We start from the raw sequence: 25,046 nt of genomic DNA on the forward strand, positions 1-25,046 counted from the left end.
GAGGCGGCCGGCCGCGGTCAGGGACACGGCCAGGGACACGGTCAGGCTGGACGCGGTCAGGCGGACTGGCGGGCGACCAGGGCCGGCTCGAAGATCACCGAGGTGGCACCGCGTTCGGGCCGGGCGATGTGGTCCAGCAGGATGCGGGTCATCTCGGCGGCCATCTCCTCGACCGGCTGGCGGATGGTGGTCAGCAGCGGCCGGCCGGCGGTGGCCGCGCTGCTGTCGTCGAAGCCGACCACCGCCACGTCCTCCGGCACCCGGCGGCCGTGGTCGCGCAGGACGGCCAGCGCACCCTGGGCCATCAGGTCGTTGGCGGCGAACACCCCGTCCACGTCGGGGTGTTCGATCAGCAGCCGGGTGATCGCCTGCTCGCCGCCGGCCTGGGTGAAGTCGCCCTCGGCGTGCGGCTGGTAGGGCAGGCCGTGGCGGGCCATCGCATCGTGGAACCCGGCCAGCCGGTCGCGGGCGGCCCGGACGCCGGCGGGGCCGGCGATGGTCACCACCTTGCGACAGCCCCGGGCGTAGAGGTGGTCGGCGGCGAGCCGCCCGCCGTCCCGGTTCGCCAGGTCGACGCAGCTGATCGGCAGCGGGTTGTCGGGGCGGCCGAACAGCACCGCCGGCACGCCGGCCGCCAGCAGCGCCGCGGGCAGCGGGTCGGCGGCGTGGGTGGAGACGACCATGGCGCCGTCCGCGTTGCCCTGACGCAGGTAGCCGAGGATCTGGTCGCGGGCCTCGGGGGTGTCGGCGAGCATCAGCACCGGGTGCAGGCCCTGCGGGCGCAGCGCGGTGAAGACGCCGCTGACCACCCGGCCGAAGAAGGGGTCGGTGAAGACCTCCGTCCTGGTCGAGCTGTCGTCCCGCCCGTCGGCGCCGGAGCCGGAGACGATCAGGGCGAGCGCCCCGGCCCGCCGGGTGACCAGGGAGCGGGCGGCGCCGTTGGGCACGTAGCCGGTGCTGGCGATGGCGAGGCGCACGCTCTCCTGGATGGCCGGGTCGACGTTGCGGATCCCGTTGATGACGCGGGACACGGTGGCCCGGGAGACTCCCGCGACCCGGGCCACGTCTTCCAGGGTGGTGGACCGGTTGACGGCCGATCGGAGGGCTTCGCTCATGGTGACTTTTATAGCACGCTGGGAGAGCGCTCTATCCTTGGAATACACAGTTCAGAGCACCCTTCGACGGCCCGCCGGAGGCGGGGTGCGGGCCGCTCCGGGCACCGGGGGCGCGGCGCGGGGAAACACCGGGAAACCAGCGGTGGGCGACCCGGGCACCGGGCCGGGAAACGCGTCCCGGAGCGGGAGCCGGCACTACGCGTGTTCCTTCCAGCAGGTCATGATCGTCGTCGCGACCATGACGGACACACCCGGCCGGGTACGCGGCGGCGTTCCGAACCGCTCGGGGAGCCGGCTCACGTCGACGACCAGCACGGTGTTGTCCTTCCTGACCACGGTCGAGCCGTCCGCCTCGGTGAAGGCCGCCTCGCCGAGGCCGTTGACCGTCGTCACCGGGCCCGCGCTGCCGCGCAGGCCGTCGAAGTGCGCGGCCGCCGTCGCCGGGTCGGCGAGTTCCTTGACCGACACCAGCATGGAGGCGTCGGTGTAGGCGTACGTACAGGAGTAGAGGTGCTGCGCCCAGGTCGCGGAGGGCGGGGTCAGCGGCTCGGTGCCGAGGGCGCCGGCCAGTTGCTGCAGCACGTAGCCCGTGCAGACCATCCGGGAGGCGGCGGACGGCCCGTCGCCCGAGGCGGACGCCGCCGCCGCGGGAGCCGTGCTCGCGGGCGGGGCCGCGGCGGAGCGGGGGCCGGGGCCGGCGGCGGGCGAGGAGGCGCAGCCGGCTGCCGTCAGGGCGAGCAGCAGCGGCGCGGCGGCGTACCGCCAACGGTTCGGCCTGGTGGTCATGCGTACTCCTCGGCTGTTCGGGCGGGACGGCCGTGCCCGTGTCCGGCCCCGCGAGCGGGGGCGGACACGGGCACGGGTGGGACGTCAGGGCAGCAGGTACTGCGCGTTGAGCGCGGCGCCCTTGCCCGGCTGGTTCTGGTCGTACCCGCGCGGGTCGCACTGGAGACCGCCGACGATGCAGTGGTTCACCATCGCGGCGAGCGTGGGAGCGTCCCAGGCGTTGAAGAAGTCGTAGTGGAAGGAGAAGCCCCGTCCGCTCGACAGGTGCAGCTGCGACATGTTCGCGGTGTTGACCGGGAAGGCCACCTTGAACTCGATCATCGGCAGCGCGACCGGGTGGTCGGCCGGGCAGACCCCGCCGACCGGGTAGGCCATGTGGCTCTTGTGGTCGGGCGTGTCCAGGTAGAGCCCGTTCCAGCAGCTCGGAGCCTGGTAGCGCACGCCGACCTGGCCGCCGCCGGGGCAGTCGACCGGCAGGTCGATGTTGTGGTAGCTGTTCCCGCACTCCCACCCGGCGACGAAGCCGGGGTCGGTGGCGAACTGGGTGGCGGTGGCCGCCGGGCTGCCGACCACGAACCGCAGACCGGTCGGGAACGGCCGGACGGCGGTGTAGTCGTTGATCGCGCTCTTGTAGTAGATCGTCTGCATGCCGACGGGGTTCACCGCGGTGGCGCCGTCGTACATGGTCGGCATCCAGTAGCCCGACTTGTCACCGGGTGCGATGCAGGTGGTGCCGCCCGCCTGGAAGGTGGAAGTGGTGGAGTTGGCGTTGGCGTTGGTGCTGCCCATGAAGGTGTGCATGTGGGAGGCACCGGCCTGGCCGGGGTAGACGATCGGGTCGTCCGGCAGGTTGTGGGACGCCGTGCAGTTCGCCTGGAACTCGTGGAAGTACGCGTGGGCCGGGTTGCCCGTGGCCGGAGTCACGCCGGTGACCTGCGGGTTCGCCAGGACGTACCCGTTGGTCGGAGTACTGACCTGGCCGAACACCTTGAACTCGTACAGCGAGTAGCCGTACTGGGTGGCCCGGGCGGTGGCGTACATCCGGATGTACCGGCCGCTGCCGGTGACGTTCAGGTTCTGCACGCCGCCGGTGTTGGTGGTGGTGGAGTAGATCGGCGTCCAGGTGTTGCCGTCCGGCGAGGTCTGGAGCTGGTAGGCGCTGGCGTACGCCGACTCCCAGTCCAGCTCGACCCGGCTGATCGCGGCGGTGGCGCCGAGGTCGATCCGGATCCAGGACGGGTCGCTCCAGGTGCTGGCCCAGCGGCTGTTGGCGTCGCCGTCGACGACGGCGCCGGCCGGGAAGTTCAGGCTCTCGATGGACGAGGCCGTCACCGGGCGGGACGCCGAGATCAGCGGGTCGGCCGCCGCGACGGCCTGCTGGGTGGTGGTGCCCAGCCCGGTGAGGGCCAGGACGGCGGCGAACGCCACCGCCAGGGCGGTGCGGCGCGGTCGGCCGCGGGACAGGAAACGGGGTCGCATCGGACCTCCAGGTCGAACGGATGGGTGGGGGCCTCCGGGGCCGGCGGCCGTGGGGATGCCACCGGCCCCGGAGGGGTCTGGATCAGGCGATCCGGCCGAGGCGGGGCCTAGGCGTAGACGCCGAACTCGTAGAGCGAGTCGCCGTAGGCGGTCCCCCGCTGGGTGATGTTGATCCGGACGTACCGTCCGCTGCCGGTGACGTCGAAGTCGTCGATGCCGCCGGTCCCGGTGGTGGTGGAGTAGACGGACGTCCAGTTGGTGCCGTCGTTGGAGGTCTGGATCTGGTACGCCTTGCCGTAGGCGCCCTCCCAGCCCAGCTGGATGTGCTTGATGGTGGTGACCGCGCCGAGGTCGACCCGGACCCACTGCGGGTCGGCCCACTCGCTGGCCCAGCGGGTGCCCCAGTTGCCGTCGGTGGCGTTGTTCGCCGGGTAGGGCGCGCCGTTGCCGACCGCCTGGAAGGTCGAGGCGGTGGTCGGCTTGTTCAGCGCCACGTTCGTCCCGTTGACCACGGGGGCCACCACGCGGAAGGACTTGGTCTCGATGCCCACGTTGCCGTGGCCGTCGTAGGCGTAGACGTAGACCTTGTAGACGCCCAGGTTCTTCGGGGCGGTCGCGGTGAACCGGCCGTCGGCGGTCTGGGTGAACTTGACCTGGTCGAAGCCGGTGCCGCCGCCCGCGTACTTGGCGCAGTAGAGCAGCTGGTAGCGGATCAGGTCGCCGTTCGGGTCGGTCGTGGTGGTGCTGATGTTGAAGGTGCCGCCGGCCGGGACGCTCGCGGTGTTGCTGAGCGTCATGTCGGAGATCACCGGGGGCGTGTTGGTGCCCACGTTGCCGTTGTAGTCCTTGGCCACCGAGTAGAAGCTGAGGCGCTTCCAGCCGGACGGCACGGTGTTGTACCAGACGCCGCCGAAGTCGTTCTCGGTGCCGTAGTGGAAGACCGTGGCGCCGAGCGCGACGCCCTGGTGGCCGGTGATGCAGCCCCAGTTGGAGAGGTAGGCGTCACGCTTCTTGATGTCCGAGGGCTCGGTGGGCACGCCGTTGGCGTCGTTCGGGACCTCCCACTCACCGTCCTCGCCGGACTCGGTGATGATGTACGGCTTGTTGTAGCCGCCGGCGACCCAGTCGGCCTTGACGTTGCAGACCGAGCCGTAGGAGTTGACGGCCAGCAGGTCGAGGCTCGGGGTGTAGTCCTTGTAGTACTTCCACGCCGCGGTGTACGCGTCGGTGGAGGTCACCGGGTGGTTGGTGTCGATCGCGTGGATCGCCTGGGTGACCCGCTCCACGTACTTGGCGTACGCGACCCGCTGCTGCTCGACCGTGGTGCCGTTGTAGGCGTGGTCCTGGGTGGTGAGGATGACCTCGTTGCCGACGTCCCACATCAGCACGCCGGGGTGGTTCTTGTAGGTGGTCACCCACTGCTTGATCTGGTCGAGGGTGCTGTCCATGTACGCGGTGTCGTTGACGTAGTCCGCGCCCTGGTTCAGCCAGAAGCCGTTGACGACCTTGATCCCGTGCGCGGCGGCGGTGTCCAGCAGCGGCTTGCTGCCGGCGTCGGTGCCCCAGGTGCGCAGGGTGTTGACGCCCATCGCCTTGAGCTCACGGACGTGCGCGTCGATGGTGGTGTTGGACGGGCCCCAGGTGATGCCCTTGACCTGGTACGCCGCGCCGTTGACGGTCAGCGCCCAGTTGCCCTGGCTGCCGGTCACCTTGACGGTGGAGCCGCCGGCCGGGACGGCCGGGTCGGTCAGCGGCGCCGGGACGGTGCCGGTGGCGGTGGAGACGGTCACCTTGTCGATGCTCAGCGCGCCGCCGGACGTGGTGTTCGCGGTCGGCGAGGTGCAGTTGCAGTTCCCGTTCGGGAAGGAGCCGCCGATGCCGAGGTTGAAGACCAGGTAGAAGCCGTGGTGCACGGCCGCGTCCCAGGTGGAGACGCCGACCTGGGACTCGCTGACCTGCCAGACCTGGCGGCCGTCGAGGTACCAGCGGATCTGCTCGTCGGAGGTGGTCCGGTCGATGATCTGCGAGTACGTGTGGTAGTCGCTCTGGCAGCCGGTGCAGCTCGCCAGCCCGCTGGTCATGCCGTTGTACTCGTTGCAGTTGCCGCCGGGGGCGGTACCGCAGTGCAGGGTGGTGGAGAGCTGGCTGCGGCCGTTGACGTTCTCCAGGATGTCCGACTCGCCGGCGCCCGGCCAGACGGTGAAGTTGCCGCGGTTGCCGGCGCCCATCGCGCGGAACGAGGGCCAGTAGCCCGTCCCGTCGGCGACGTTCGGCTGCTTCACGGTCGCGGAGATCTGGAGCTGGCCGCCGGCCGGGGCGGTGAAGTCGGAGCGCTGGCTCTCGACCCGTCCGGACGTCCAGGCGTCGCCGTTCTTCAGCGCGGTGAGGTTGAGCGCGCCGTTGCCGTTGAGCGAGACGTTGGCGGGCGCGTTGGTGTTCGTCTGCACCTCGCTGGTGCCCCAGTTGGCCGGGCCGCCGGGGTAGGAGGTGCCGGTCTGGGTGATCCAGTTGGTGGCGGACGGCGCGGTGCCGGCGTTGCCGGAGAAGTCCTCGTTGAACACCGTGGTCCAGTTGCCCGGCGGCGGGGTCACCGGCGGGGTGGTCGGGGGCGTCGTCGGAGGCGTGGTCGGAGGCGTCGTCGGGCTGGTCGGGTCCCCGCCGCCGGTGCGGACCTGGAACTCCCAGAGCGAGTAGCCGTAGCCGGTGCCCCGGGCGGTGCCGAACAGCCGGACGTACCGGCCGGTGCCGGTGACGCTGAGCGTCTCGGTGCCGCCGGCGCCGGTGGTGGTGGAGTAGACGGACGTCCAGTTGGTGCCGTCGTTGGAGAGCTGGATCTGGTACGCCTTGCCGTAGGCGCCCTCCCAGTTCAGCACGACCTGGCAGACGGCCTGGGACGAGCCGAGGTCGACCTGGATCCACTGCGGGTCACTCGCGGCGGACGACCAGCGCGAACCGGCGTTGCCATCCACGGCGTTGGTGGCCGGGGTGCCGTAGTTCTCCTCGGAGGACGCCGTCACCGGGCGGCCCTGCGCGGCGTTGGCCGTGCCGCAGCCGGCGGTCGGCGCGGTGCCGAAGACCTGGAACTCCCAGAGCGAGTAGCCGTAGCCGGTGCCCCGGACGGTGCCGTTCATCCGCACGTAGCGGGCGGTGCCGGTGACGCTGAGCGTCTCGGTGCCGCCGGCGCCGGTGGTGGTGGAGTACGCGGTGGCCCAGTTGGTGCCGTCGTTGGAGAGCTGGATCTGGTACGCCTTGCCGTAGGCGCCCTCCCAGTTCAGCACGACCTGGCCGATCGCCGCGGGGCTGCCCAGGTCGACCTGGATCCACTGCGGGTCGGAGTTGGAACTCGACCACCGGGTACCGGTGTTGCCGTCGACCGCGTTGGCCGCGGGGGTGCCGTAGTTCTCCTCGGACGAGGCCGTCACCGGCTTGCCCTGGGACAGCAGTGCGGGCGCGGCCTGGGCGCTGCTCGTGGGGACGAACAGCATCAGGGCCGCGACCAGGGCCGCCGCGAGGGCGGCGGCGAGCGCCCGCCACCCGGGTGACGAGCGCTCTCTGCCGACAGCGGACCGGACGGGGGGAGCGTGCATGGGGGGACTCTCCTGACGAGACGGTGGGGGGAGGACCGGAAACACCGGCCGCCGGCAGCGGCCGTTCCGTGGGGTGGTCGGAAGGCTGCGCCGAGGACGGGCTCCCATCGCTGGGAGAGCGCTCTCGCAGTGATTGAGATGGTTGCGCCCACGTTTCCACCGTGTCAAGCCCTGTGCGCGCATCCACACCGGATCCGGCAGGTGGCACAAAGCCCCAGCACTGGTGCGGTGATGAACGCGACCTCTTGACAACACCGGGGTGAGAAGCCAGGCTCCAGGCCCATGGGAGAGCGCTCTCCACTCTGCTCTCCCGGGTTTCCCGGGCCTCCCGGTAGCCGCACCCCCTCCTCAACGCCCATCAGGCCGAGCGCCGCCCCCCAAGGAGTCACCATGTCGCCCCTCCGCACCGGTCCGAGAACCCGGCTCCTCGGCGCTGCCGCCGCACTGACCGCCCTGCTCGCCGTGGCCGGCTGTTCCAGCAGCGGCGGCGCCGCCCAGGACGACGCCGACGCGAAGATCACGCTCACCGTCAACCTGTTCTCCGACTTCGGCTACGCGGACCTCTACAAGCAGTACGAGGCCACGCACCCGAACGTGACCATCAAGGAGAACCGCGCCGACATGGGCGCGCACCACCAGAACCTCCAGGCCCACCTGCTGGCGGGCTCGGGCACGGCCGACGTCGAGGCGATCGAGATCGGCCAGGTCGCCGGATTCCAGCCGCAGGCGGCCAAGTTCGTGAACTTCCTGGAGAACGGCGTGGACGCCGGCCAGTGGGTGCCGTCCAAGACCGCCCCCGCCTCCAGCGCCGACGGCAAGGTCCTCTTCGGCCTCGGCACCGACATGGGCGGCATGGCGCTCTGCTACCGCAGCGACCTGTTCAAGGCCGCCGGCCTGCCCACCGACCGCGACCAGGTCTCGGCCCTGATGGGCGACTGGAAGGCCTACACCGCCACCGGCAAGGAGTTCCTCGCCAAGAGCCCGAACAAGGACGTGCGCTGGTTCGACAGCGGCGGCAACCTGTTCAGCGCGGTCGAGGCACAGGCTCCGATCGGCTACTACGACGCCGCCGGCAAGCCCGTCGTCACCACCAACCCGGCCGTCAAGGACGCCTTCGACCTGGTCGCCGGCGCCATCAAGGACGGCGAGTCGGCCGGCATCCAGGCCTTCACCCCGGCCTGGGACACCGGGTTCCAGAAGAGCCAGTTCGCCACCGTCGCCTGCCCGGCCTGGATGAGCTACCAGTTCAAGGCCAACCCGCCCACCGACGGCGGCACCTGGGACATGGCCCGGATCCCCGGCGGCGGCGGCAACTGGGGCGGCTCGTACCTGTCGGTGCCCAAGGCGGGCAAGCACACCAAGGCCGCCACCGAGCTGGCCAAGTGGCTGACGGCGCCCGAGCAGGAGGCGAAGCTCTTCACGGAGAAGGGCTACTTCCCCTCCGACCAGGCGCTCTGGAGCAAGCCGGAGATCGCGAACCACACCGACCCGCTGTTCAACAACGCGCCCACCGGCAAGATCTTCTCGCAGTCCGCGAAGGACCTGAAGCCGCAGCCGCTCGGCGCCCACGGCGCGGAGATCGGCACCGCCCTCGGCAACGCGCTGACCTCGATCGAGCAGGGCAAGGCGGACGCCGACGGGGCCTGGAAGAAGGCCCTCGCCGACATCGCCAACATCAACGGCTGACCTCTCCCAGACCCGCGGTGCCGGTGCGGCCCTGACTCCGCACCGGCACCGCGTCACCATCGCTAGGAGCACCTCGCATGGCTGCGTCCGTCTCCGCCGACCGGCCCGCCCGGGGCGCGCGCGCCCCCGTGGCGACCCGCCGTTGGCACCGGATCGACCGCACCGTCTCGCCGTACCTCTACATCGCCCCGTTCTTCCTGGTGTTCGCGGTCTTCGGGCTCTTCCCGATGCTCTACACCGGGTATGTGTCGATGACCAACTGGCGGGCCGACATCCCCGGCAGCCAGAGCCAGTGGGTCGGGCTGCAGAACTACGGCAAGCTGATCGACGACCCGTTCTTCTGGAACGCGCTGAAGAACACCGTCGGCATCGGCGCCCTCTCGACCGTCCCCCAGCTGGTGTTCGCGCTGGGCCTCGCCCACCTGCTCAACTACCGGGTGCGCGGGCGGACGCTCTTCCGGCTCGGCGTGATGCTGCCGAACGTCACCTCGGTCGCGGCCGTGACCCTGATCTTCGTCCAGCTCTTCGGACGCGACTACGGGATGATCAACTGGGCGCTGGGGCTGTTCGGGGTCGACCACATCGACTGGCAGGCCGGGACGCTGTCCTCCTGGACGGCCATCTCCGCCATCGTCACCTGGCGCTGGACGGGCTACAACGCGCTGATCTTCCTCGCCGCGATGCAGGCCGTCCCGTTCGAGCTGTACGAGGCCGCGGCGATCGACGGGGCCAGCCGCTGGCGGCAGTTCAGGTCCATCACCGTACCGATGCTGCGCCCGACCATCCTGTTCGCCGTCATCGTCTCCACGATCGGGGCGCTCCAGCTGTTCGGCGAGCCGATGCTCTTCAGCCAGCAGCAGGACCCGACCACCGGTGGCTCCCAGCACCAGTTCCAGACCCTGGCGCTCTACTCGTACAACCAGTTCTGGGGCCGCTTCAAGTACGGCTACGGCGCAGCCGTCTCCTGGGCGATGTTCCTGCTGATCGTCGTCATCGTGGCCGCCAACCTGCTCGCCGCCCGCCGGATGAAGGGGCTGGACGCCTGATGAGCCGCAACCGTCAACTCTCCGCCGGCCGAGGGGTGTACGTCGTCCTCGGACTCGCCGTCGTGGTCTCGGTCTTCCCGCTGTACTGGACCCTGGTGGCCGCCTCGCGCACCAACACCGAGATCCACAGCGTGCCGCCGATCCTGCTGCCCGGCGGCAACCTGTTCCACAACATCGGCCAGGCCTTCGCCCAGACCGACATGGGCCTGGCCATGCTCAACTCGCTCATCGTCTCCGGCACCGTCACCGCGAGCGTGGTGCTCACCTCGACCTTCGGCGGGTTCGCCTTCGCCAAGCTGCCGTTCCGCGGCCGCAAGCCGCTGCTGGCCACCGTGGTCGCCACCATGATGGTGCCGACCCAGCTGGGCATCATCCCGCTGTACATCATGATGGCCAACTGGCTGCACTGGGCCGACCACCTCCAGGCCCTGATCGTGCCGGCCGCCGCGAACGCCTTCGGCCTGTTCTTCATCCGCCAGTACCTGACCGGCGCGCTGCCCGACGAACTGCTCGACGCCGGGCGGATGGACGGCTGCACCACCCGCGCCCTCGCCTGGCACATCGTGCTGCCGGCCGCCCGGCCCGCGATGGGCGTGCTCGGCATGCTGACCTTCATGGCCACCTGGAACGACTTCTACTGGCCCAAGGTCGTGATGACCCAGCAGAACCCGACCATCCAACTCACCCTCTCCGAACTGGCCAGCGGCTACATCAAGGACTACTCGCTCGTCCTCACCGGCGCGCTCGTCGCCAGCCTCCCCGTCATCGCGGCATTCCTGCTGATGGGCCGCCAGATCATCGACGGAATCATGCAGGGAGCCACGAAAGGATGACCGACATCCGAGCAACCGACCTCTTCCCCGGCGGCGTCGACGACCGGATCGCCGCCCTCGACCTGGCCGCGAAGGCCCGCATGGTCTCCGGCGGCGGCACCTTCCGCACCAGTGCGGAACCCGCCGTCGGCCTGCGCCCGATCATCACCTCCGACGGCCCGGTCGGCGTGCGCGGCGAACGCTGGGACGAGGCCGACACCGCGCTCGCGCTGCCCTCCGTCACCGCGATGGCCGCCAGCTGGGACGAGGAGCTCGTCCGCGAACTCGGCGCGCTGCTGGCCGCCGAGGCCCGCCGCAAGGGCGTGCACCTGCTGCTCGGCCCGACCCTCAACCTGCACCGCTCCCCGCTCGGCGGGCGCCACTTCGAGTGCTTCTCGGAGGACCCGCTGCTGACCGGCCGGATCGGCGCCGCCTACATCACCGGCGTGCAGAGCGGCGGGGTCGCCGCGACCGCCAAGCACTACGTCGCCAACGACTCCGAGACCGAACGCCTCACCCTGGACGCCCAGGTGGACGAGCGGACGCTGCGCGAGGTCTACCTGGCGCCGTTCGAGGCCGCCGTCGAGGCAGGGGTGTGGGCCGTGATGTCCGCCTACAACCGGGTCAACGGCGAGGCGATGAGCGAGAGCCCGCTGCTCGCCGAACCGCTCAAGGGCGAGTGGGGCTTCGACGGCCTGGTCGTCTCCGACTGGGGGGCCGTCCAGTCCACCACCGGGTCGGGCGCCGCGGCCGTCGACCTCGCCATGCCGGGGCCGAACGAGCACTGGGGCGCGGCGCTGGCCGGCGCCGTCCTCGACGGACTGGTCGACGAGGCCGCGCTGGACGACAAGGTGCTGCGCCTGCTCCGGCTCGCCGCCCGGGTCGGCGCGCTCGGCGAGCCCGGCGAGGCGGACGGGCCGGAGGCCGCCGACCCGCCGCGCCCGCCGACCCCGGCCGACGCCGCCACCCGCGGACTGCTGCGCCGGGCTGCCGCCGCCGGGGCCGTCCTGCTCAGCAACCGCGAAGGCCTGCTGCCGCTGGACGCGAAGGCGCTGCGCCGGGTCGCCGTGATCGGCCCGAACGCGGCGACCGCCCGGGTGCAGGGCGGCGGCAGCGCCGCGGTCTTCCCCGCCGCGGTGGTCTCGCCGCTGGAGGGGATCCGGGCGGCGCTGCACGAGAGCACCCGGGTCGAGCACGCCGCCGGCGTCCGCACCGCGCTGCGGCCGACCCCGATGGAGCGCACCGACTGCCACAGCCCGCGCACCGGGGAGGCCGGGCTGCTGGCCCGCTACCTGCGGGCCGACGGCAGCGAGCTGCACGCCGAGCACCGGCTGAGCGGACGGATCCTGGAGCCGTCCGTCACCACCGACCTCAGCGCCCTGGACGCGATCGAGGTCGGCACCGTGTTCCGCGCCCCGGCGGCCGGCCGCTGGCGGTTCGGCCTGATCGGCCTCGGCCGGATCCGGCTGGAGGCCGACGGGGAGGTGCTGCTCGACGAGTACGTGGCGCCGGAGTCGGACGACCCGACGTACCTGCACGTCTCGCCGTCCTTCCGGCAGGCCGAGCTGGAGCTCGCGGCCGGCCAGGAGGTGGCCCTGCTGGCCCGGCGCACCGTCGAGCCCGCGCACGGCCGCGTCCTCAGCCTGGCCGTCGACCCGCCGCTCGCGGCCCTGGACGCCGAACTGGCGGCAGCCGTCGAGCTGGCCCGCGAGGCCGACGCAGTCGTCCTGGTGGTCGGCACCACCGACGAGCACGAGAGCGAGGGCTTCGACCGGACGACCCTGGGGCTGCCCGGCGGCCAGGACGCGCTGGTGTCGGCGGTGGCCGCCGCCAACCCGCGGACGGTGGTGGTGGTGAACACCGGCGGACCGGTGCTGATGCCCTGGCGGGAGGAGGTGACGGCGGTGCTGCTCGGCTGGTTCCCCGGACAGGAGGGCGGCGACGGGCTGGCGGACGTCCTGTTCGGCCTCGTCGAGCCCGGCGGCCGGCTGCCCACCAGCTGGCCGGTCACCGAGCGGGACGTCCCGGTGCTCGACACCGCCCCGCAGGCGGGCGTCCTCGCCTACCGCGAAGGGCTGCACGTGGGCTACCGGGGCTGGCTGCGCGGCGACGCCGAGCCGGCGTACTGGTTCGGGCACGGCCTCGGGTACGGCGCCTGGGAGTACCTGGCGATCGACGCCCCCCGGCGCTCCCCGCACGGCGCCGGCTTCACCGTCCGGGTCACCCTGCGCAACTCAGGCACCCGCAGCTCCCGTGAGGTGGTGCAGCTGTACCTGGCCCGCGCGGACAGCGCGGTGGAGCGGCCGGTGCGCTGGCTGGCGGGCTTCGCGGCCGTCCGGGCCGAGCCGGGGCAGCGGGTCGAGGTCGAGATCCCGGTCGCGGCGCGGGCGCTGGAGCACTGGTCGCCGGAGCGCCGGCGCTGGCTGGGCGAGCCGGGCCTGTTCACGGCCCTGGCCGGGCCGTCCTGCGGCGAGCTGCCGCTGACGGCGGCCGTGGAGGTCGTACCGGACGTGGCGGCGCGCTGACGCGGCTCAGCACGCGGGGGTGGCCCGGAGCCCGTGCTCCGGGCCGCCCCCGCTGTCCGCGCTCAGGCGCGGGCCTGCGCCGCCGCCCGCTCGACGAGCTCACGCTCGGGGCGCACCCCGGTGTACAGCACGAACTGCTCCAGACCCTGCCGGACCAGGACCTCGTGGCCGCTGATGACCTTCTTGCCGCGCTCGCGGCCGTAGCGCACCAGCGGGGTCTCGACCGGCAGGGCGACGACGTCGAAGACGGTGTCCGCGGCGTCGACGGTGGCGGGCTCGAAGGCGAGGTCGTCCGCCTCGGGGCCGCCCTGCATGCCGATCGGCGTGACGTTGACGACCAGGTCCGCGCGCAGCGCGGTGGCGTCCGCGCGCCAGGCGTAGCCGTGGGCGTCGGCCAGGGCGCGGCCGGCCGCCTCGTTGCGGGCGATGACCGTGCCCGAGCGGAACCCGGCGTTGCTCAGCGCGCTGACCACGGCCTTGGCCATGCCGCCGCTCCCCCGGACGGCGAAGGCCGCGTCGGTGGGCACCCGGTGGGTGTCGAGGAGCTGGGCGATGGCGAGGTAGTCGGTGTTGTAGGCGCGCAGGAACCCGTCGTCGTTGACGATGGTGTTGACCGACCGGATGGCCTCGGCGGAGGGGTCCAGCTCGTCGACGAGGGCGATCACGTCCTCCTTGAAGGGCATCGAGATCGCACAGCCGCGGATCCCCAGCGCCCGGACGCCGCCGATGGCGGCGGGCAGGTCGGTGGTGGTGAACGCCTTGTAGAGGAAGTCGAGTTCCAGCTCCCGGAAGAGGAAGTTGTGGAACCGGGTGCCGAAGTTGCCCGGCCTGGCGGCCAGGGACATGCACAGCCGGGTGTCCTTGCTGATCTGCGTCGTCATGGTTGGTGTTCCTCGTCCCGTAGCTGCACCGTGACGGACGCCGCTGTCCGTTCTCCCGTACCCACCCTGCCCGAACAGGTCGGGTCGTACCAAAACGGGCGCCTGCGGGCGGGCGGCCGGCCCGGGCACCGGCCCCCGCCCGGTCTGCTCAGGGGGCGGTCGGGCGGCCGAGGTAGGTGAGCGGGCCCGGGTCGGGGACGGGGAGGACGTGGAAGCCGAGGCGGTCGTAGAAGGCGCGGGCCCCGGTGTTGACGCTCAGCATGCCGAGGTGGACGTGCGCGGCCCCGGCGTCGTGCAGGGCGGCGAGGAAGGTCTCCAGCAGCTGCCGGCCGAAGCCCCGCCCCTGGTACTCCGGGAGCAGGTCGATGTGCAGGTGGGCGGGGTGGCCGGCGAGCTCGGGCACGATCATCCGCTCCGGGGTGTGCAGGAGCAGGGCCATCAGCTCGTCGCCGTCGGCGGGCTCACCGGCCGGCGGCGGGTACAGGTGGCCGACCTGCGGCAGCCAGTGCTCGCGGAAGCGCCCGACGAAGCGGGCGGTGTCGGCCGTGCCGAGCACGTACCCGACGGCGTTGCCGTCCCCGTCGTCCAGCACGAAGGCCAGCTCGGGGTCGAGCTCCAGGTAGGGCGCGGCGAAGTTGTGCGGGAGCACGTCCTCGTTCTTGTAGAGACCGCGGGCGTCGCCGCCGGCCTCGGCGGTCCGGACGCAGATGTCGAAGACCGCCGCGCGGTCGGCGGGGCGGTAGGGGCGGACGGACGGGCCTTGCTTCTCCAGCATCGGGGTATCCTCTCGCACGCTCGGACGGACATGGAAGGGCCGGGCACGGCAGACCCTCGGCTGCCGTGCCCGGCCCGCCGGGGAGAGGAGGGACAGTCCCCAGCCCCTCTGCTCCCCGGCCTCGGCCCGGTGTCAGGCCAGGCCGGCCACCGGGGGGATCGAGTTGGCGCGGACGGTCCCGGCGTACCAGCGGGCGCTGGCCTTGGGGATCCGCTCCAGGGTCTGGTAGTCGACGTACACCGCGCCGAAGCGGCGGCTGTAGCCGTACGACCATTCGAAGTTGTCGAGCAGCGACCAGAGGAAGTAGCCGCGGACGTCGGCGCCGTCGGCGATCGCCTGGTGGACGGCGGCCAGGTGGCGGTGGACGTAGTCGATCCGGCGCGGGTCCAGCACCTCGCCCTCGGCGTTGACGGTGTCCTCGAAGGCGGCGCCGTTCTCGGTGATCATCAGCGGCAGGCGGGGGTAGCGCCGGGACACGTCGGTGATCAGGTCGTACAGGCCGGTCGGGTCGATCGCCCAGTTCATCGCGGTCAGCTCGCCGGGCGGCAGGTGGAAGACGACCTGCTCGGAGCCGGGCCACGGGGAGTGGTCGCTGGCGCCGTGGGCGTCGTTCTTCGCGGCCTCGCCGGGTGCGAGCTCCTCGCCCTCCGACGGGCCGGAGACCAGGGTCGGGCTGTAGTAGTTGATGCCGAGGACGTCGATCGGAGCCGCGATCGCGGCCTCGTCGCCGGGCAGCACCAGGGCGTCCCAGTCCACCAGGTGGGCGGTGTCGGCGCGCAGGTCGGCCGGGTAGCCGCCGTCCAGGATCGGCGCGGTGAAGACCCGGTTGCCGACGGCGTCGATGCGCCGGGCCGCGTCCAGGTCGGCCGGGGAGCCGGTCAGCGCGCGGACCTGGTGCAGGTTCAGCGTGATGGACACCTTGGCGTCGGCGGGCAGGGCGGCCCGCAGGGCGGCCACCGCGCGGCCGTGCGCGAGGTTCAGGTGGTGGGCGGCGCGCAGGGCCTCGGCGGGGTCGGTACGGCCGGGGGCGTGCACGCCGGAGCCGTAGCCGAGGAAGGCCGAGCACCACGGCTCGTTCAGCGTGGTCCAGAACTTGACCTTGTCGCCGAGCGCCTCGGCGGCGATCCGGGCGTACTCGCCGAAACGCTCGGCGGTCTCCCGCGAGGTCCAGCCGCCGAGGTCCTCCAGGTCCTGCGGGAGGTCCCAGTGGTAGAGGGTGGCGACCGGCTCGATGCCGGCCGCGAGCAGCTCGTCGACCAGGGCGCGGTAGAAGTCGAGGCCGCGCTCGACGGCCGGGCCGCGGCCGGTGGGCTGCACCCGGGGCCAGGAGATCGAGAAGCGGTACGCCTTGATGCCCAGCTCGGACATCAGCGCGACGTCCTCGCGGAACCGGTGGTAGTGGTCGGTGGCCACGTCACCGGTGTCGCCCTGGTGCACCTTGCCGGGGGTGTGGCTGAAGGTGTCCCAGATCGAGGGGGTGCGGCCGTCCTCGGCGGCCGCACCCTCGATCTGGTAGGCCGCCGTCGCGGCGCCCCACAGGAACGTGCTGGGGAAGGTCAGCCGGTCTTCCTGGTCTGCGGACGCGGCCGGGCTGTGGGGGGCGTTGTGGGACACGACGGTCATGGCGGGGACACTCCATTGAGGTGCGAGGCGGACGGTTCGTCTGGGTGCGGACCGGCGGGGAGGATGAACCGCCGGGAATCGGTGGGGCTGCCCTTGTGGGTCAGCCCTTGACCGCGCCCTGAGCGATCCCGCCGACGATGTGCTTGCCGAACAGAAGGAACACGATGAGCAGTGGAGCGGTGCCGATCAGCGCGCCGGCCATGATGACCGACCAGTCGGTCGACCAGCCGGTGCCGAGGCCGGCGAGGGCGACCTGCACGGTCGGGTTGCTGGAGCCGTTCATCGCGATGATCGGCCACAGGAAGTCGTTCCACGACTGGACGAAAGTAAGCATGCCGAGCACCGCCATCGCCGGGCGGGCGATCGGGACGACCACGTGCCAGACCACCCGCAGCGAGTTGGCGCCGTCCATCCGGGCGGCCTCCAGCAGCTCGGTCGGCAGGGCCTGGACGAGGTACTGGCGCATGAAGAACACGCCGAACGCGGTCACCAGCGAGGGCAGGATCAGCGCGCTCAGGTGGTTTCCCTGGCCCAGGTTCTTCATCAGGATGAACAGCGGGACGACGCTGAGCTGGGCCGGCACCGCGAGGGTCGCCAGCACCATGCCCATCATGGCGCCCCTGCCGGGGAAGGTCAGCTTGGCGAAGGCGAAGCCCGCGAGCAGCGAGAACGTGACGGTGCCGAGGGTGACCGAGCTCGCCACCAGGGTCGAGTTCAGCAGGGCGACGCCCATGCCCCGGCCGCCGGCGTTGTGCCAGACGAAGCTGAGGTTCTTGAACAGGTTCCCGCCGGGCACGAGCCGCGGCGGCATGGACACCACGGCGTGGGTGTCGGTGGAGGCCGCGACCAGCGTCCAGTACAGCGGGAAGAGCGAGACCAGGGCCACCACGATCAGGATGACGTAGGTCAGCGGCCCGGCGTGGTGCTGGCGGCCGGCGCCCGACTTCAGCGAGCGGAGGCGACGCGGGGGCGTCGGGGACTTGACGGCAGGATCCGCTTCGCGGACCGGAGCGGCCGAATGTACGGCGGTCATGGTTCCTCCTCTCACTGCGACTTGCGCAGGCGGCGGGCGATCAGGGCGTTGACGAGGCCGATCAGCAGCAGCAGACCGAACATCGTCCACGCGATGGCCGAGGCCCGGCCGAGCATGCTGTTGCGGAAGCCGGTGTCGTACATGAAGACACCGAGCGTCTCGTACTGGTGGTCCGCGCCGCCCTGGTGGCCGCTCTGGCCGCCGAAGAGGAAGGGCTCGCCGAAGAGCTGGGTGGCGCCGATGGTCGAGACGACCGCGGTGAACAGGATCGTCGGCCGCAGCGCGGGGACGGTCACGTTCAGGAACTGCTTCCAGCGGTTCGCGCCGTCCAGGGCGGCGGCCTCGTAGAGGTCACCGGGCACCGCCTGCATCGCGGCGAGGTAGATCAGCGCGTTGTAGCCCGTCCAGCGCCAGGTGACGATCAGCGAGATCGCGAACTGGGACGTCCCGCTGCCCGCCTCCCAGTTGACCGGGTCGAAGCCGAACAGGCCGACCAGCCAGTTCGCCATGCCGGCCTCGGGGCTGAAGATCAGCGCGAACACGAGGGTGGCGGCGGCGACCGAGGTCGCGTAGGGGGCCAGCAGCGCCGTCCGGAAGAAGGACCGGCCGCGGATCTGGTAGTTCAGCAGGTGCGCGAGGCCGATGGCCACCATCAGCTGCGGCACCGTCGACAGGATGCCCAGCGTGATGGTCTTCCAGACCGAGTTCCAGAAGAAGTCACTGGCCGGGCCGGTGAACAGGTCCGTGTAGTTCTTCAGCCCCACCCACTCCGCCTGGTCGACGTTGTAGAGGCTGACCTGGTGGAACGAGAGCCAGCCGGTGTAGAGCAGCGGGAAGAGCCCGAACACCGCGAAGACGAGGAAGAACGGCGCCACGAACACGTAGGGCGAACCCTTGGTGTCCCAGCGGTAGAGACGGCTGCGCCACGCCTGCTTGGGGGCGTCCCCCGGCGGTGTGCGGTGGGGTCGGTCGGGCGTCGCGGAGCCTGGATCGCTCCCGCGGGCACTGATGGAGGTGGCCACGTGTGGCTTCCTTCCGTGGATTGCTGCCTTCGGCCCACTGGCGAGGGCCAGTGGGATGCCGCCGGGCTTCGGGTCGTTGGACCGCCGCCCCGGGGCTCGGCGGTGCTGCCGGCTGCCGGACGGGAGTCCGATGGACGTCGGAGCGGAGTCCGATGAGGGTGGGGGTACGGTCCGGCTGGGGATCGGCGGGGAGGCCGACGGGGGCCGGGCCGCCCGGCGTGAACCGGGCGGCCCTGCCTGCGTACTACTGGATGGTGCTGTCGATCTGCTTCACGGTCGCGTCCCAGGCCTCGGTCGCGCTCTTGCCGTTCTGCTCGACCAGCAGGATGCCGTTGCTGAAGGCGTTCTGCAGGTCACCGGCCTTGGGGCCGGTCTCGGCGGGCTTGATCGCCTTGGCCGCGGTCGAGAAGATCTGGCCGGTCGGCGCGTTCGGGCCGATGTAGGGGTTCTTGAAGTCGGTCACGCCGGCCAGGGCGTAGGCACCCTGGTTGGACGGGATGTTGCCGACCTTCTGGAAGACCTTGGCCTGCTGCTCCGGGGCGGTCAGCCAGGCGACCAGCTCCGAGGCGGCGGCGACGTGCTTGCCCGAGCTCGGGACGGCGAGGAACGAGCCGCCCCAGTTGCCGGCGGCCGGCGCCTGGGCGACGTTCCACTTGCCGGCGTTCGCCGGGCCGGAGTACTTCTCGATGTTCGCCTGCTGCCAGGACGGGCACAGGGTGGTGGCGAAGGTCGACTGCGAGAACGCGGTCTGCCACGCCGGGTCGAACTCCTTGAGGCCCTGCGAGGAGCCTGCGGCGTCGGCCGCCATGGCCAGCTCCCAGGCCTTCTTCACGCTGGCAGACTCCTTGTAGGCGAGCTTGCCGTCCTTGTAGTACTGCTGGGTGTCGCTGGAGACGACGCCGTTGAACAGGCCGGTCGCGGAGTCCATGAAGAAGGTGCCCTTGGGGGCCTTCGCCTGGAAGGTCTTGCCCGCGTCGACGTACTTCTGCCAGTCGCCCGCCCACAGCGCGCCGACCGCGGCCGGGTCGCTCGGCAGGCCGGCGGCGGCGAAGAGGTCCTGGCGGTAGCAGATCGCCATCGGGCCGACGTCGGTGCCGAGGCCGATGGTCTTGCCGCTCTTGGTGGTGGCCTGGTCCCACTTCCAGCCCAGGTAGTCGTCCTTCTTGACCCCGGCGACCTTCGAGAGGTCCTGGAAGGAGCTGCTCAGCGCGTCGGAGGTCGCCAGCGCGATGCGGCCGACCTCCAGGCCCTGGACGTCGTCCAGGCCGCTGCCGGCCGCGAGGTGGGTCTGGACGGCGGTCCAGTAGTCACCCTCGGCGGTGGTGGTGTTCTCCTTGATGGTGATGTTCGGGTGCAGGGCCGTGTACGCGTCGAACAGGCCGGCCTCCTTGTAACCGAACGTCCCGAAGTCACCGACGGTGAGCGTGATCTTCTCGTTCGGGTCGGCGGCCTTGTCGCTGCTGGCGGCGTCGCTGGAGCAGCCGGTGGCGAGGAGCGCCGTGGCACTCAGCACGCTCGTGACGAGCAGGGCGGCCCGACGTGAACGGGTGGTGCGGGTGGCACGGGACGTGCGCATGTCCATCTCCTTGGTCCGAGCCGCGGCGGTGCGACTCGGGAATGGGGCGGAAGCGAGGTCGGGAGAGCCGGGATCCGGCCGGGGAAACTGCGACTTGGGGTGGTGCTGACGCCTGGGACTGCCCGGCGAAACCGCCTGACAATGTGGGAGCGCTCCCATGCGTCTGCCGAAAGGTTGCTTCCCGCCCGGCAGGCGTGTCAAGGGATGAAGTCCAAGACGTTACCGGAGCGTGTCCTCGGCGCCGCCGGCAGCCGCCCGCCGATCGGGCGGCCCGGCCGGCCGACGCGCCGAGGTCTCCGCAGGTGGGCGGGGGTGCGCCTCGGCCCCGGCCGGGGAGCGGCGGCGTCCGGGCCGCGCGGACGGGCGGCAACGGGCCCGAGCGCCGCCGGCCCGGCCCGGGGCGGAGGCGGGCGGCGGCGGCGCGTGGCCGGGGCGTGGCCGTCGGCGTGGGCCGCACCCGGACGACGGCGCCGCGCGGACCACTCCGCCGACACCCGGCGGACCGGCGCCGACCAGCGGACGGCCGCGACGGGACGGACCCGCACGGGGCCCCCGGGAGCAGCGCGCCGGATGGGACCGGCCCCCTCACCACCGCCGGCGGAGCCGTCCGGCGGTCCCGTACCGGACCGCTCCGCCCGCCCTGATGTCGGCCAACCACGGCTTGTCGAAGACCCGTTCGTCGAATTGTCGAAGGCTCCTTCAGAGATTTGAACCAACGGGGCCTGCACCGCCCGGCTGGGGGCCGACTCGGCATACGGTGCTTCAAGAGTTGAACCTGCCGCTTCTCTTGACGCCCCGGCGGTCGTCTGACTTCATGTGTGGCGGTCCACCGCCCCCACCGTCTCCACGCGGGGACCGTTCGCCGCCGGCACCTGGGAGCGCTCCCAGTCGCCGGCGGCGTTCCAACGGCGACCGGAGCGGTTCCGTCATCGCCCGCGACCAGGGCACCTCCCCCGCGCCACCCGCGCCCCACCCGCCCCCGCACAGGGAGTAACCGCCATGCGCATCGTCCGCACCATGAGAGCGGCACTCGCCGTGACCGCGACGCTCACCGCCGTCGCGGGCCTCGCCGCCGCCCCCGCGTCCGCCGCCGGGCAGGCGAACGCCCGGAGCCTGCCGGCCGACAGCCGGTTCTTCGTCGACCCCGGGAGCAAGGCCGCCACGCAGGCCGTCACCGACCTGAAGGCGGGCGACCTCGCCGGGGCGGTCGCGATGGCCAAGCTGGCGTCCCAGCCCGTCGCCCAGTGGTTCACCGGCACCGCCGACCCGGCGCAGACCACCCGCGAGATGGCCACCCTGCAGGCGAAGGCGGCGCTCCAGCACCGCACTCCCGTGGCGGTCGCCTACAACATCCCCGGCCGGGACTGCTCGCAGTACTCGGCCGGCGGCGCCGCCACCAGCGCCGAGTACGCGACCTGGGTCGACGCGCTGGCCAAGGGCATCGGCAGCCACCGGACAGTGGTCGTGCTGGAACCGGACGGCCTCGCGCTCAGCCCGTCCTCCTGCGGCGGCACCGCGGCGCAGCAGGCCGACCGGCTGGCCGAGACGAACGCCGCCGTCGACCGCCTGGAGCGGCAGAGCGGCGCCCTGGTCTACCTGGACGGCGGACACAGCTCCTGGCAGAACGTCGGCACCCAGGCCCAGCTGCTCAACGACGCCGGGGTGCAGCGCGCCCAGGGCTTCTTCCTGAACGTCTCGAACTACCAGACCGACGCGGACCTCACCCGGTACGGCACCCAGGTCGCCAAGTGCTCCTGGTACCTGCGCAGCACCCCCGGCGCCGCGGCCGGTGACTGCGCCAACCAGTACTGGCCCGCCGCGGACGCCGACGCCTGGTACGCCTCGCACGTGCCCGCCGACGCGAAGCTGCCGCACTTCGTGATCGACACCAGCCGCAACGGCCAGGGGCCGTGGACCCCGGCCGCCTCGTACCCGGACGCCCAGACCTGGTGCAACCCGCCAGCCCGCGGGCTGGGAGTGCGGCCGACCGCGAACACCGGCGTGCCGCTGCTGGACGCGTTCCTGTGGATCAAGGTGCCGGGCGAGTCCGACGGCAGCTGCACGCGTGGCACCGCCGGGCCGGCCGACCCCGAGTACGGCGCGGTCGACCCCGCAGCGGGTGCCTGGTGGCCGGCCCAGGCGCTGAGCCTGGTCGAGCACGCCTCGCCGGCCCTGTCCTTCGGCTCCGGGCCGTTCGCGCCCCGGGGCTGACCCTCCTCGTCCTCGTGAGCGCGGCGGCGGCCGACCCGGCTGCCGCCGCGCTCGCGGGGACGACGCGTGCGGGGGCGACCTGCGTGCGAGGGCGACCTGCGTGCGGGCTGACCTGCCTGCGGGGGCGGCGCGCGTACGGGGACGAAACTTCCCGTTCATGCCAAAGACACGGTTCGACAACGTGCCGGCATCAGGGTTGACGCTCCCCGGCGCATCCTGGAGGCTCCGGGTGGGAGCGCTCCCACCTCGCTCCCGTCTCCCCCTGCACGTCCGAGAGGCACCGCACCATGCCGAGCATCCAGCCCCCCGCCCGCCGACGGACCACCGGCGCCGGACGGCCGCCCCGGACCGCCGCCGTCCGCATCCCGGCAGCCCTCGCGGCAGGGATGCTGCTGCTCACCGGCTGTGCACTCGGCAGCACTCCGAAGGACACCGGGGCCGCGGCCGCCGCCGCGTCGGCCACTCCCCGCGGCGACACCGGCACCATCACCCTGACCGTCGGGGAGTTCGGCACCTTCGGCTACCACGAGGCCGGCCTCTACGACGAGTACATGGCCTCCCACCCCGACATCAACATCCACACCCAGGTCACCCAGGACGGGCAGGCCTACTGGGACACCCTCACCGCCCGGCTCGACTCCGGCACCGGCCTCGCCGACATCCAGGCCGTCGAGGTGGGCTACATCGCCCAGGCCACCAGCACGTACGCCGACAAGCTCGTCAACCTGGACACCACCCGCGGGGTCAACCCGCAGGCCTGGCTGCCCTGGAAGACCCAGCAGGCCACCACCGCCGCCGGCGCGCTGATCGGCCTGGGCACGGACGTCGGCCCGATGGCCGTCTGCTACCGCAAGGACCTCTTCAAGCAGGCGGGCCTGCCCACCGACCGGGCCGAGGTGGCCGCCCTCTGGCAGGGCGACTGGAGCCGCTTCCTGGAGGTCGGGCGCCGCTACCGGGACGCCGCACCGAAGGGGACGTCCTTCACCGACTCGGCCGGCGGCCTGTTCAACGCCGTGCTGTCGAGCGAGGCGCAGCAGTACTCGGACGCCTCCGGCAAGCTCAACTACCAGAACAGCCCCGGCGTCAAGAAGGCCTGGGACCTCGCCGCCCGCGCCGCGCAGGACAAGCTGACCGCCGGGCTCACCCAGTTCAAGGGCGAGTGGAACACCGGGTTCTTCCTGTCCAGGTTCGCCACCGTGGTCTGCCCGTCCTGGATGACCGGCGTCATCAGCAGCAACTCCGGCGACGGTGCCGCGGGGCAGTGGGACATCGCCCAGGCGCCCGCGGCCGGCAACTGGGGCGGCGCGTTCCTGACCGTCCCCAAGGCCGGCGGCCACCCGAAGGAGGCCGCCGAACTGGCCGCCTGGCTGACCGCGCCCGAGCAGCAGGCCAAGGTGTTCGCGAAGACCGGCAACCTGCCGTCCACGCTCGCCGGACTGAAGCAGCCCGCCGTCCAGGACGCCAAGCTGGACTACTTCGGTGACACGCCCGTCGGCCAGATCTACGCGGCTGCGGCCCAGTTCATCCAGCCCGCGCCGATCGGCAAGGACGACGGCACCGTGAAGACCGCCCTCACCAGGGACGGGCTGGAGGCCGTCGAGAAGGAGGGCGTCGACCCGAAGACGGCCTGGAACAACGCCGTCAAGCTGATCAAGGAGAAGACGGGCGGCTGAGCCCGCCTGCCGCGCCGCCGAGCCCGTCCCGCCGGCTCTCCAGGAAGGCCCGCTCCGCCGCGTTGCCCGCGAGCGTGACGGCCGCGCCGTAGGCCGCCGCCGCCTCCTCGGTGCGGCCCGACCGCCGCAGCAGGTCCGCGCGGACGGCGTGGAACACCTGGTAGCCGTCCAGCTCCAGCCCGTCGAGCACGGCGAGCGCCGCCCGCGGCCCCTCGACCTCGGCCAGCGCGACCGCGCGGTTGAGCGCCACCACCGGGCCGGGTGTGAGCGCCAGCAGCTGGTCGTAGAGCCGCAGGATCTGCTCCCAGTCGGTGTCGGCGGCGGTCGGCGCGTCGCTGTGCACCGCACCGATCGCCGCCTGGAGCTGGTAGGGCCCGGGGCGGCCGAGCCGCAGGCACTGCCGGACGAGCGCCTGTCCCTCGGCGGCCAGCTCGCCGTCCCAGCGGCCGCGGTCCTGGTCGGCGAGCAGGACGAGGGCGCCGTCGGCGGTGGTGCGGGCGGGCCGGCGGGCCTCGGTCAGCAGCATCAGTGCGAGCAGCCCGGTGACCTCCGGTTCGCCCGGCATCAGCCCGGCCAGCAGCCGGCCGAGGCGGACGGCCTCCGCGCAGAGGTCCGCGCGGACCAGCTGCGGGCCCGAGGTCGCGTGGTGGCCCTCGGTGAAGACCAGGTAGACGACGGCCAGCACGGCGCGCAGCCGGTCCGGCAGTTCGGACCCCTCCGGCACCCGGTAGGGAATCCCGGCGTCACGGATCTTGGCCTTCGCCCGGACCAGCCGCTGCGCCATCGTCGGCTCGGGCACCAGGAAGGCGTGCGCGATCTCCGCCGTGCCGAGCCCGCCGAGCAGCCGCAGGGTCAGCGCGACCTGGGCTGCGGGGGCGAGCGCCGGGTGGCAGCAGGTGAAGATCAGCCGGAGCCGGTCGTCCGGCACCGCTCCCCCACGGCCCGCCGGCTCGTCCGGCGCCAGCAGCAGGGCGGCCTCGGCCTGCCGGTCCGCCCGGGTGGCCTCCCGGCGCAGCCGGTCCAGGGCCTTGTTGCGGGCGGTGGTGATGATCCAGCCCGCGGGGCTGGGCGGCAGGCCGTTGGACGGCCAGTGCTGCACGGCGACGGCGAAGGCCTCCTGCACGGCCTCCTCGGCGAGGTCGATGTCACCGAAGCGGCGGACCAGGACGGCGACGGCCCGCCCGTACTCCTCGCGGAACACCCGCTCGACGCCCTG

Annotated in this window: 16 protein-coding genes and 2 pseudogenes; 6 read left to right on the plus strand and 12 right to left on the minus strand. The window is 72.3% G+C overall.

The window, feature by feature from the left end; genetic code table 11:
* Window positions 1-56 precede the first annotated feature (56 nt).
* The 5 genes and pseudogenes from ACFUK0_RS29845 to ACFUK0_RS29865 all read right to left on the minus strand — a co-directional run bounded on the left by ACFUK0_RS29845 (window position 57) and on the right by ACFUK0_RS29865 (window position 6,967).
* Entirely contained in the window at window positions 57-1,115 is a 1,059-nt protein-coding gene (locus ACFUK0_RS29845) for a LacI family DNA-binding transcriptional regulator (protein WP_380255572.1), read from the minus strand.
* A gap of 195 nt (window positions 1,116-1,310) precedes the next feature.
* A complete protein-coding gene (locus tag ACFUK0_RS29850) occupies window positions 1,311-1,901 on the minus strand; it encodes a hypothetical protein (protein WP_380255573.1) in 591 nt (196 codons plus the stop codon).
* A gap of 84 nt (window positions 1,902-1,985) precedes the next feature.
* Window positions 1,986-2,936: pseudogene (locus ACFUK0_RS29855) on the minus strand (DUF1996 domain-containing protein); the annotation flags it as partial.
* An 18-nt stretch (window positions 2,937-2,954) separates the two neighbouring features.
* Window positions 2,955-3,380: pseudogene (locus tag ACFUK0_RS29860) on the minus strand (discoidin domain-containing protein); the annotation flags it as partial.
* A gap of 107 nt (window positions 3,381-3,487) precedes the next feature.
* The gene (locus ACFUK0_RS29865) at window positions 3,488-6,967 is read right to left on the minus strand and encodes a discoidin domain-containing protein (protein ID WP_380255574.1); all 3,480 of its coding nucleotides are present in this window, start codon (window positions 6,965-6,967) and stop codon (window positions 3,488-3,490) included.
* A 390-nt stretch (window positions 6,968-7,357) separates the two neighbouring features.
* Between ACFUK0_RS29865 and ACFUK0_RS29870 the strand changes: the two genes are divergently transcribed.
* The 4 genes from ACFUK0_RS29870 to ACFUK0_RS29885 all read left to right on the plus strand — a co-directional run bounded on the left by ACFUK0_RS29870 (window position 7,358) and on the right by ACFUK0_RS29885 (window position 13,036).
* The gene (locus ACFUK0_RS29870) at window positions 7,358-8,653 is read left to right on the plus strand and encodes an extracellular solute-binding protein (RefSeq protein ID WP_380255575.1); all 1,296 of its coding nucleotides are present in this window, start codon (window positions 7,358-7,360) and stop codon (window positions 8,651-8,653) included.
* Window positions 8,654-8,730: 77 nt separating this feature from the next.
* Window positions 8,731-9,699: a carbohydrate ABC transporter permease gene (locus ACFUK0_RS29875; RefSeq protein WP_380255576.1), complete on the plus strand. Its 969-nt coding sequence runs from the start codon at window positions 8,731-8,733 to the stop codon at window positions 9,697-9,699.
* The gene (locus ACFUK0_RS29880) at window positions 9,699-10,532 is read left to right on the plus strand and encodes a carbohydrate ABC transporter permease (protein WP_380255577.1); all 834 of its coding nucleotides are present in this window, start codon (window positions 9,699-9,701) and stop codon (window positions 10,530-10,532) included. The genes ACFUK0_RS29875 and ACFUK0_RS29880 overlap by 1 nt, the downstream gene beginning before the upstream one ends.
* Window positions 10,529-13,036: a glycoside hydrolase family 3 C-terminal domain-containing protein gene (locus tag ACFUK0_RS29885; protein WP_380255578.1), complete on the plus strand. Its 2,508-nt coding sequence runs from the start codon at window positions 10,529-10,531 to the stop codon at window positions 13,034-13,036. Before ACFUK0_RS29880 ends, ACFUK0_RS29885 begins: the two co-directional genes overlap by 4 nt.
* A 62-nt stretch (window positions 13,037-13,098) precedes the next feature.
* Here ACFUK0_RS29885 and ACFUK0_RS29890 read toward each other — a convergent pair whose 3' ends face one another.
* The 6 genes from ACFUK0_RS29890 to ACFUK0_RS29915 all read right to left on the minus strand — a co-directional run bounded on the left by ACFUK0_RS29890 (window position 13,099) and on the right by ACFUK0_RS29915 (window position 19,946).
* On the minus strand, window positions 13,099-13,917 hold the full coding sequence (locus ACFUK0_RS29890; protein WP_380255579.1) for a shikimate 5-dehydrogenase: 819 nt from the start codon (window positions 13,915-13,917) through the stop codon (window positions 13,099-13,101).
* 148 nt (window positions 13,918-14,065) lie between these two features.
* On the minus strand, window positions 14,066-14,692 hold the full coding sequence (locus ACFUK0_RS29895; protein ID WP_380255580.1) for a GNAT family N-acetyltransferase: 627 nt from the start codon (window positions 14,690-14,692) through the stop codon (window positions 14,066-14,068).
* A gap of 132 nt (window positions 14,693-14,824) precedes the next feature.
* A complete protein-coding gene (locus ACFUK0_RS29900; RefSeq protein ID WP_380255581.1) occupies window positions 14,825-16,315 on the minus strand; it encodes a glycoside hydrolase family 1 protein in 1,491 nt (496 codons plus the stop codon).
* 100 nt (window positions 16,316-16,415) lie between these two features.
* Entirely contained in the window at window positions 16,416-17,348 is a 933-nt protein-coding gene (locus ACFUK0_RS29905; RefSeq protein WP_380255582.1) for a carbohydrate ABC transporter permease, read from the minus strand.
* A gap of 11 nt (window positions 17,349-17,359) precedes the next feature.
* Window positions 17,360-18,370, minus strand: a complete 1,011-nt coding sequence (locus ACFUK0_RS29910; protein ID WP_380255583.1) for a carbohydrate ABC transporter permease — start codon at window positions 18,368-18,370, stop codon at window positions 17,360-17,362.
* 244 nt (window positions 18,371-18,614) lie between these two features.
* On the minus strand, window positions 18,615-19,946 hold the full coding sequence (locus ACFUK0_RS29915; protein WP_380255584.1) for an extracellular solute-binding protein: 1,332 nt from the start codon (window positions 19,944-19,946) through the stop codon (window positions 18,615-18,617).
* 999 nt (window positions 19,947-20,945) lie between these two features.
* Here ACFUK0_RS29915 and ACFUK0_RS29920 point away from each other — a divergent pair.
* Both ACFUK0_RS29920 and ACFUK0_RS29925 read left to right on the plus strand, forming a co-directional pair.
* Entirely contained in the window at window positions 20,946-22,157 is a 1,212-nt protein-coding gene (locus ACFUK0_RS29920; protein WP_380255585.1) for a glycoside hydrolase family 6 protein, read from the plus strand.
* Between the two features lie 287 nt (window positions 22,158-22,444).
* Entirely contained in the window at window positions 22,445-23,830 is a 1,386-nt protein-coding gene (locus ACFUK0_RS29925) for an extracellular solute-binding protein (RefSeq protein WP_380255586.1), read from the plus strand.
* Here the strand turns inward: ACFUK0_RS29925 and ACFUK0_RS29930 are convergent.
* Window positions 23,808-25,031 carry an RNA polymerase sigma factor gene (locus ACFUK0_RS29930; RefSeq protein ID WP_380255594.1) on the minus strand — a complete coding sequence of 408 codons (1,224 nt, stop codon included), beginning with the start codon at window positions 25,029-25,031 and terminating at the stop codon, window positions 23,808-23,810. The genes ACFUK0_RS29925 and ACFUK0_RS29930 overlap by 23 nt on opposite strands.
* Window positions 25,032-25,046: the final 15 nt, after the last annotated feature.

The sequence above is a fragment of the Kitasatospora sp. NPDC057223 genome, assembly GCF_042669755.1.
Taxonomy (GTDB): Bacteria; Actinomycetota; Actinomycetes; order Streptomycetales; family Streptomycetaceae; genus Kitasatospora.